We start from the raw sequence: 6,491 nt of genomic DNA, 5'->3' as shown, positions 1-6,491 counted from the left end.
CGAGTGACGGAGACGTACTCGATCGGGAACGTCAACGGACGTTCCAGCCCGAGTAGCTCCTGCAGAACGATATTGACGACGCCACCGTGGCAGAACACAGCCACGGTGGCGTCGTTGTCTGTTGATGCGACGATGTCGTCGAGGGCGCCGAGTACGCGGGTCCGGAACGCGTCGGCGTCCACGAATTCAGGTAGCCAACCGGCCTTGATCCGCGCATAAGTCTCGGGTGCCCGTTCCATGACCTCGTGCATGGGGACGTAGTGGGACTGGTCGGAGTCGTACTCGGCCAACCCCACCTGCTCGGTGACGGGTAGGCCCAGCACCTGAGCCACCGGATCTGCCGTCTGGAGAGCACGTTTCTGGGGACTGCTGAACAACCCCGAAATCTTGTACGGGGCCAACGCCGCAGGCAGCCGGTGTGCCTGGGCGTGGCCCTCGTCGGTCAACGCTGGATCAGCGTGGCCTTCCGTGACCTCGGCGAGTTCAGGAAGAGCGTGTCGGATCAGCAGTAGTTGCACACGGGACACTTTGCCAGACGGCGGTATCGGCCGGAATCGTGCCGTCGCCCGGGAGCGGACCGCTGGCGAGCAGTACCTCTCCGTCGGGAAGCGCGATCGGATCGGCCAAGGTGTTCACGACGACGCGCAGCGTACTGCCGCGCTGGAAGTCCAGTACCTGATCGTTGTCGTCGCTCATCCAGGTCAGCGGCTCGGTTGCCAGTGCTGTGATGCTGCGTCGCAGAGCGAGTGCGCTGCGGTACAGCTCGAGGGTGGAATCTGCCTGACCGGTCTGGGCCTCGACCGTGCGATCGGCCCAGCCCTTCGGCTGCGGCAACCACGGGGACGCATTGGCGTCGTCGGGACTGAATCCGTACGGCGCGGTGTCACCGGACCACGGCAGCGGAACTCGGCAGCCGTCGCGGCCACGTTCCTTGTGGCCGCTCCGCTCCCAGATGGGATCCTGCAGCTGGTCATCGGGAATGTCCTCGACCTCGGCCAGCCCCAACTCTTCGCCCTGATACATGTAGACGCCGCCCGGAAGAGCGAGCATCAGCATCATGGCAGCGCGTGCCCGACGTTCCCCGAGCTCGAAGTCGGCGGGGATGTCGCGGATCTGGCTGAGAAACGACACACGCGAATCAGTCTGCGGCCTGGCATATTTCGACAGGTGCCGGGCGCCGTCGTGATTCGAGAGCACCCACGTCGGGGATGCGCCGACCTCGGCATGCGAGATGATCGTGCTGTCGATGACCGTCCGTAACTTCGACCCGGTCCACGGTGAGAGCAGGAAGTCGAAGTTGAAGGCGCTGTGCAACTCGTCGGGACGCAGGTAGCGCGCAAGCCGCTTCGGGTTGCCCACCCAGGCTTCGGCGACAAAGACGCGCGGCGGATCGTAGCTGTCCGCCACCGCACGCCAGGAACGGTAGATCTCGTGAACCTCGTCGCGGTCGAAGTGGGGATGCGGCGCCGGGTCGGAACCGTCGGCTGGGATCGGCGTCGGGTATTTCAAACCGTTGAGGTCGGGCAGATCGGCGTCCTTGGACAGGAATTGGGCGACGTCGATGCGGAATCCGTCGATACCGCGGTCGAACCAGAATCGCAGCGTCGTCTCGAAATCGGCACGAATATCGTCGTTGCGCCAGTTCACATCCGGCTGTTCCGGCGTGAACAGGTGCAGGTACCACTCGCCCGGGTTTCCGTCGGCATTCTTGACTCGTGTCCAGGCGGGACCGCCGAATGAGCTGACCCAGTCGTTGGGCGCCTCGTCGCCGTTCTCTCCCTTGCCCGGATGGAAGTGGAACCGTGCACGCTCCGCCGAACCGGGTGCGGCCAGCAAAGCTTCCTGGAACCACGGGTGAGCGTCGGAAACGTGGTTCGGTACCAGATCGAGGATGACGCGCATACCGAGACCCTGGGCCTCGGAGATCATGGCCTCGGCCTGTTCCATTGTGCCGTAAGCGGGTTCGATGCTGCGGTAGTCGGAGATGTCGTAGCCGGCATCCTCCATCGGCGACGGGTACCAGGGGTTGACCCAGATGGCGTCGACACCCAGATCTGCCAGGTAGCTCAGACGATCCCGGATTCCCGCGATGTCGCCGACGCCGTCACCGTTACCGTCGGCGAAACTGCGGATGTAGACCTGGTAGATAGCGGCGCTCCGCCACCAGTCGATGTCGCGGGAAATGTTGTCGGACAAGGTACTTCTCATCTCGGTAGTGGTGATCATAAAACTATGAGGGGGCGCAGGGTGTTCTCGGCGATCTCCAGCCCGGTTTTGATGCGTTGTTCTCCGCCGCGCCACACGGGGTCCTCGTGTTCCACGGAAAGTGTTCCGGTGAAACCATGTTCGTAGAGGGCATCGACGATGGGGCTCCAGTCGATCTGCCCGCGGCCGGGTACGCGGTAGCGCCACCATCCGACGTCCCACGGGTTTTCGCGTACAGCTTTGCCGAAGATTCCGTAGCGGTTGATCCGGTCCTTCTGGATTTCGATGTCCTTGGCCTGGGCGTGCACAATTCGGTGTGCGTACGGCGCGATGGTGGCCAGTGGATCGATGCCCTGCCACACCAGATGTGAAGGGTCCCAATTCAAGTAGAGGCCCAGATCGAACATCCACTCCCACAGTTCGGGAGAGTAGGCGAGGTTGGCCGGATATCCGTCGGGATGCCACCCTTCCATGGGGCAGTTTTCGATAGTGACCTTCACCCCGCGTTCGCCGGCGTAGTCGACGATCTCGCGGAAAGCTGGTTCGGCGTCGGCCATGTTCTCGGCGACGGGTTTTGTACAGTCACGCCCGATGAACGTCCCCACATGCGGAACTCCCAGCGTCGACGCGGTATCGATCACCCGTTTCAGGTGGGTTCTGATCGCCTCACGTCGCACGGGATCGGGGTGCAAGTTGTTCTCGTAGTACGCGAGGGCCGAAATCGACAGGCCGTGGCGCTCGAGGAGTTCGTGGGTGTGGTCTGCCTCGCGGGCACCGAATGTTTCGACGGGTAGGTGGGCAGCTTCGTAGAACTGCCGTCCGACGCTCGGCCAGGTGGCGACTTCCAGTGCTTCGTAGCTGGTTTCGGCAGCCCAGGCCGCGATCTGTTCCAGACTGAGCATCGGTAGGGCGGCGGTCAGAAAACCTAGCTTCACTCACCTGTTCTAACAGTGTGAGCGCGTTCGAGTTTCGACAGTCTTGGTCAGTGAGAGGCTGCCGCGATTGTGGCCGTGACACGTCCCCGCGGGGATCCTGCTAGTTCTCTGTCGGAAGTCTTCTTCGATGACGTGCGCACGGGGTCGGGATTGAATGCGGACCTTCCTAAAGCAACTTTGGGTACTGTCGACGCTATGACTTCACCGAAAGGCGCATGAGCAGCCACCGCACGCTCGCCGTGCAGATCGACGGACTCGCCATCGAGGATGCGGAGATTCCGCCGCCGAAGATCGGCATGGTGCTCGATTTCCCGCTTCAGTTCACGGAACTCCCTGCCGAGGACATGGACACCGTAACGATTCGTGCGGTCCTCATAGCCGATGGACATCCCCCAATCTTTCAGTACACGGGGAAGGATTCACCGCGCCGCTGGGAATGGAGCGGGGTACTACGCGGTGACGGGTGGGAAGCGTCGTGGCGAGGATTTTGTCCACGCTCCGGTCATGTGGAGTTGACCGGTCGATTCTACGGAACGCTGAGTCACCAGATCACATCACGAGTGCGTGGGCGCGTGACGCGGGTCCAGTTGGTCAGCATGCGATACCGGAGAGAACCCGACAGTCACGGGTGGGCGATTGTGCCAGGACACCGCTCACTGCGCGAGGTCACCGAATCACCACGGTTTTTCGACACCGACGTGTTGATGCGTGACGACGTGTACGAGGTGGACCGCGAAGACGGGGCATGGATCGAACTCGACCTCGACGACGTCCCACCCCACCCCGTTCGGCCGCGTTTCGTTCCGGGTGATGTGAGTGCGGCGGGAGATGTGTTGTGGACGGTCGACAGCGGACTACCACTCGTAGCGAGCATCGACTCCGAACATGTTGTTACCGAGCATCTCCTACCCGGGCCGATCGGAGTCTCACGGCACGTGTGGGCCACTCCGGGCGGGTGCTGGGTGGCCGGTACGGACGGAAGCTACCGATGCACACCTGGATTCGAACCTCGCCGCGTCAGCGACCTCGCGGTACACGCCGGTGCAGTCGTCGGGGAAATTTTCCTTGCCTGCTCACCGGGTGGACGGTGGTGGTTGCACTCGCCGGACTGCGATCCGGTTGCAGTGAAGACTCCGGACGAATACGTCAACAGTATTGCTGTAGAAGGTGATTCGTTTCTGGTATTGCTCGAGGCGAGAAAATCCGATCGAGAGTCGAGCAGGCGGTTGATCCGGGTCACCACTGCCGGGGACGTCACTACCGGGCCTGTCCTGTCGTCGATTCCGGGCCCACGTAGGCAGCGACTCTTCCTCGCTGGATCCCCGCTGCGTCTGTTCAATTCCGGTACCGCGTCGACAATCCTTCCCGACCTGTCACTGGGCGATGCGCACGATCTCGGTTGGGAACCGTTCTACGTCAAGCAGGTTGGCATCTATGTCTGCACGGTGGCTCATCCATCGAGCGGCACCCTTCCGATCGGACAGCGGCCGGTCGCCTGTGACCCGACACAACGATATCGACTGCTCACGCTCCTCGATGCCGCCACCCTCGAACCGGTGAAAAGCGCACCGATCTTCGCAATCCGACCGGGAATCGCGGTCGATGCAACGGGCACAGTGTGGATCATCGCGGACGGCTTGAAGTCCCTTTCCGAGCAATCCATGCAGTGGCCGAATCCGCTGGATGTCGCGACGCTCCTCGACTACCTGTGATCCAGCCGATCGCCTCGACGCGCCACCACATCAAGTGGCTCCTGATTCCCGCATGAACCCAAGCATCGACAAACAGGACAAATTCTTCACTGGGCGGGATCAGACGTCGAATACGGGTTGTCCAGTGGCCAGCGGACTGACAACACGCCCACTATCCCGATCATGCAGGAAAGCTTCGTCGAACTCATCTGGAGCGTGCGCGTGAGGATCGAACGACTCAACAGCCGAATCAAGATCTTCGAAAGTGCAGGCGCCCAGGCGGTTCCGCGAAGACATAAGGAATAGAAATGGAAATTCAAGGAACGGAAAGGCTTGTCATTCGCCTCTACCCTGACTATGGCCATCCCAGTTCTCTCTGGCCCTCGAAGGAACTGGTAAGAATCAGCCGGCCGAGGCAGCCGTACGTTCTCCCCAGCCAAATTGGGATTGACGATGCTCTGGGAAAGAAGATACTGGCGTGGACTGACCGCTTCCAAAAGTTTTTCGTGGAGGAGGTCGACGGTTTCGCATCGCGGCCGCGTTGGCTTCCCGGGATAAATGTCTTCGACTGGTATGACGAGGGCTACGAAATTATTGAGGAGCTTCGCGCACAGTTCCCCGACGTGCAGGTTAAGCCCCAATTTGCGCAGTATGTTTTTTCGGCTAACGAGCGCCGGGAAAGCATGGGGCTATTGCCGATCAGCCTTCCCAACGAACCGAAGGCTGGCTATATAAGCATTACTGATGTCCTGCACCCCAAGGGGCCAAAATAGTCGGCGGGTGACCTACGGCCGTGGGTGTTGCCACTGTCGACGTTCGGGCCTCGTGAGTTTGCGGATCAGATCGGCAAGTTCTTCCGGCTGATCGATCATCGCGTGATGGTGGGCGGGCCGCAGGACAGAGAAGCGGCCGCCCAGATAGGTGGCCAACCGTTGTTGCTTGGCCATCCATCCAACGGACCACGGTGTGTTGCGGCCGGTGTGGGCAGCAACGACATTGATCGGAATATCGGGGAGAATATGGTCCGTGGAGTCTCGTAACTCGTTGAGCTCCAACGCCATATCGGTGTATGCGACGTATTCGACGAGTGCGGCTTCGAGATAATGCGGATCGCGGTAGATGCGCTTCACCCAGTTGTCCATGGTGGCGGACGGACCGTCCGGTGGAACGGAATGATTGAGCATTCTGCGAGTGGTGGTGCCCAATAGTCGTTGAAGGCCGGTGGTGATGAAAGATGTTGCGACGGTATGGGATGCGGCCAGAAGAATATCTCGGGAGATGAGGCGCTTCGGGTTTTTCTCGGCGCTGGAGTCGAGGAGCAGTACGCCGGCGGCTCGATCGGGGAACAGTCGGGCAAAGCCTTCGGCATAGAATCCCGCTATCGAGTGGCCAACTACCACAGCGGGTTCGGGGATTCCCAGGGCGTCGAGTACGTCGATAATGCGCTGGGCCTCGCCATGCACGGTCGGCGGTTCCGGCGACGGCTCACTGAGCCCGAAGCCGGGCCGGTCGAAACGAACGACTGTGTGGTCCGGCGAGAGATGGCGGGCACAGTCGTCCCAGTCGAACCAGTTGCCGGCCAAGCCTCCGCAGAGGACGACGACGGGTCCGTCGCCCTCCACGAGAAGGTGCAGCCTGATCCCACCGACAGTCATCATGT

Annotated in this window: 6 protein-coding genes; 2 read left to right on the top strand and 4 right to left on the bottom strand. The window is 61.4% G+C overall.

What is annotated here, in order from left to right:
* The 3 genes from MTX36_RS25985 to MTX36_RS25975 all read right to left on the bottom strand — a co-directional run.
* Window positions 1-518: histidine phosphatase family protein (locus tag MTX36_RS25985; protein WP_243622542.1), on the bottom strand; the 518-nt coding region annotated here is incomplete at its 3' end.
* The gene (locus MTX36_RS25980; protein WP_243622540.1) at window positions 484-2,208 is read right to left on the bottom strand and encodes a glycoside hydrolase family 13 protein; all 1,725 of its coding nucleotides are present in this window, start codon (window positions 2,206-2,208) and stop codon (window positions 484-486) included. The genes MTX36_RS25980 and MTX36_RS25985, both read right to left, overlap by 35 nt.
* Window positions 2,209-2,222: 14 nt before the next feature.
* Window positions 2,223-3,140, bottom strand: a complete 918-nt coding sequence (locus tag MTX36_RS25975; protein ID WP_243622539.1) for a sugar phosphate isomerase/epimerase — start codon at window positions 3,138-3,140, stop codon at window positions 2,223-2,225.
* Between the two features lie 215 nt (window positions 3,141-3,355).
* On the opposite strand from MTX36_RS25975, the gene MTX36_RS25970 reads away from it, so the two are divergent.
* Window positions 3,356-4,852, top strand: a complete 1,497-nt coding sequence (locus MTX36_RS25970) for a hypothetical protein (RefSeq protein ID WP_243622538.1) — start codon at window positions 3,356-3,358, stop codon at window positions 4,850-4,852.
* Between the two features lie 287 nt (window positions 4,853-5,139).
* A complete protein-coding gene (locus tag MTX36_RS25965; protein WP_243622536.1) occupies window positions 5,140-5,604 on the top strand; it encodes a hypothetical protein in 465 nt (154 codons plus the stop codon).
* Between the two features lie 12 nt (window positions 5,605-5,616).
* Here MTX36_RS25965 and MTX36_RS25960 read toward each other — a convergent pair whose 3' ends face one another.
* Window positions 5,617-6,489, bottom strand: a complete 873-nt coding sequence (locus tag MTX36_RS25960; protein ID WP_243622545.1) for an alpha/beta fold hydrolase — start codon at window positions 6,487-6,489, stop codon at window positions 5,617-5,619.
* Between the last annotated feature and the right edge of the window lie 2 nt (window positions 6,490-6,491).

This window comes from Rhodococcus sp. ARC_M6, assembly GCF_022810305.1.
In the GTDB taxonomy this organism is placed as follows: domain Bacteria; phylum Actinomycetota; class Actinomycetes; order Mycobacteriales; family Mycobacteriaceae; genus Rhodococcus_F.
The sequence above is the reverse complement of the archived record's forward strand: the minus strand, read 5'-3'. Positions and strand labels throughout refer to the sequence as shown.

What these genes read in the sequence shown, in the direction of transcription:
- MTX36_RS25980 (WP_243622540.1), bottom strand. Translation starts at nt 2,208, where the DNA reads ATGAGAAGTACCTTGTCCGACAACATTTCCCGCGACATCGACTGGTGG.
- MTX36_RS25970 (WP_243622538.1), top strand. Translation starts at nt 3,356, where the DNA reads ATGAGCAGCCACCGCACGCTCGCCGTGCAGATCGACGGACTCGCCATC.
- MTX36_RS25965 (WP_243622536.1), top strand. Translation starts at nt 5,140, where the DNA reads ATGGAAATTCAAGGAACGGAAAGGCTTGTCATTCGCCTCTACCCTGAC.
- MTX36_RS25960 (WP_243622545.1), bottom strand. Translation starts at nt 6,489, where the DNA reads ATGATGACTGTCGGTGGGATCAGGCTGCACCTTCTCGTGGAGGGCGAC.